The organism is Mycobacterium sp. (assembly GCF_008709575.1).
Lineage (GTDB): Bacteria > Actinomycetota > Actinomycetes > Mycobacteriales > Mycobacteriaceae > Mycobacterium.
This window is the reverse complement of record NZ_VYIK01000379.1, coordinates 1-677: the sequence shown is the minus strand read 5'-3', so window position 1 is coordinate 677 and position 677 is coordinate 1. Positions and strand designations below refer to the sequence as shown.

Genomic DNA, 677 nt, shown 5'->3' with positions numbered 1-677 from the left:
CCAGGTGGCTTATTTTGACGACGATGCAGAGCGAAGCGAGGAGGAGGAGCGGCGCCGATGACCCGCGCCGACGACGATGCAAAGCGCAGCGATGAGGCGGACCGGCGCCGCGGTCCCGCGCCGACGACGAGTATCCGCTTCCCGGTCGACTGTCGGGGTGACTCGAACTCCCAACCCTGATCGCGGGCCGTATCACCGAGGAATCGCTCCACCGCGTGTATGGCGACCGCGGCATCCAGATGTGCCCGGTTGCAGACGGACTCGCATGGGTGATAGCAGACCCGGCCGTGAATGGCAGCGAAGGGATTGTCCTTCACCAAACCCCGCCAGGCCTGTTCGTGGCGGCCGGCCTTGGTGTGGGCAAGCCATGCCTGAATGTTCTCTCCCGCTGGGCAGGCGTCGTTGCAGGGTGGCAGCAGGTCGACATAAATCGGACGGCGATCCCGCTCCGGACCCGCCCGGGCGTGGCCATGCAGCAGGTCCGGCAGAGCCGTCACGTCGCCGTAGCCTCCGCCGCCGCGCTGCTCACTCGTCACCTGGCTGATGCTACGGGGGATTCGGGCGAATTTTTAACGCCGTTCGGCCTCTTGGCAGAGGACTTCCGGCCCTGCTTGTTGAGCAATAAAAGCCGGATAGTGAGTTAATGGAACGCTTGACAGCCCTAGATGCCAGTTTCT

1 pseudogene is annotated in these 677 nt (G+C 64.4%); it reads right to left on the bottom strand.

Going from position 1 to position 677, the window contains the following annotated elements:
• Positions 1-536: pseudogene (locus F6Q13_RS19060) on the bottom strand (glutamate synthase); the annotation flags it as partial.
• Positions 537-677 lie beyond the last annotated feature (141 nt).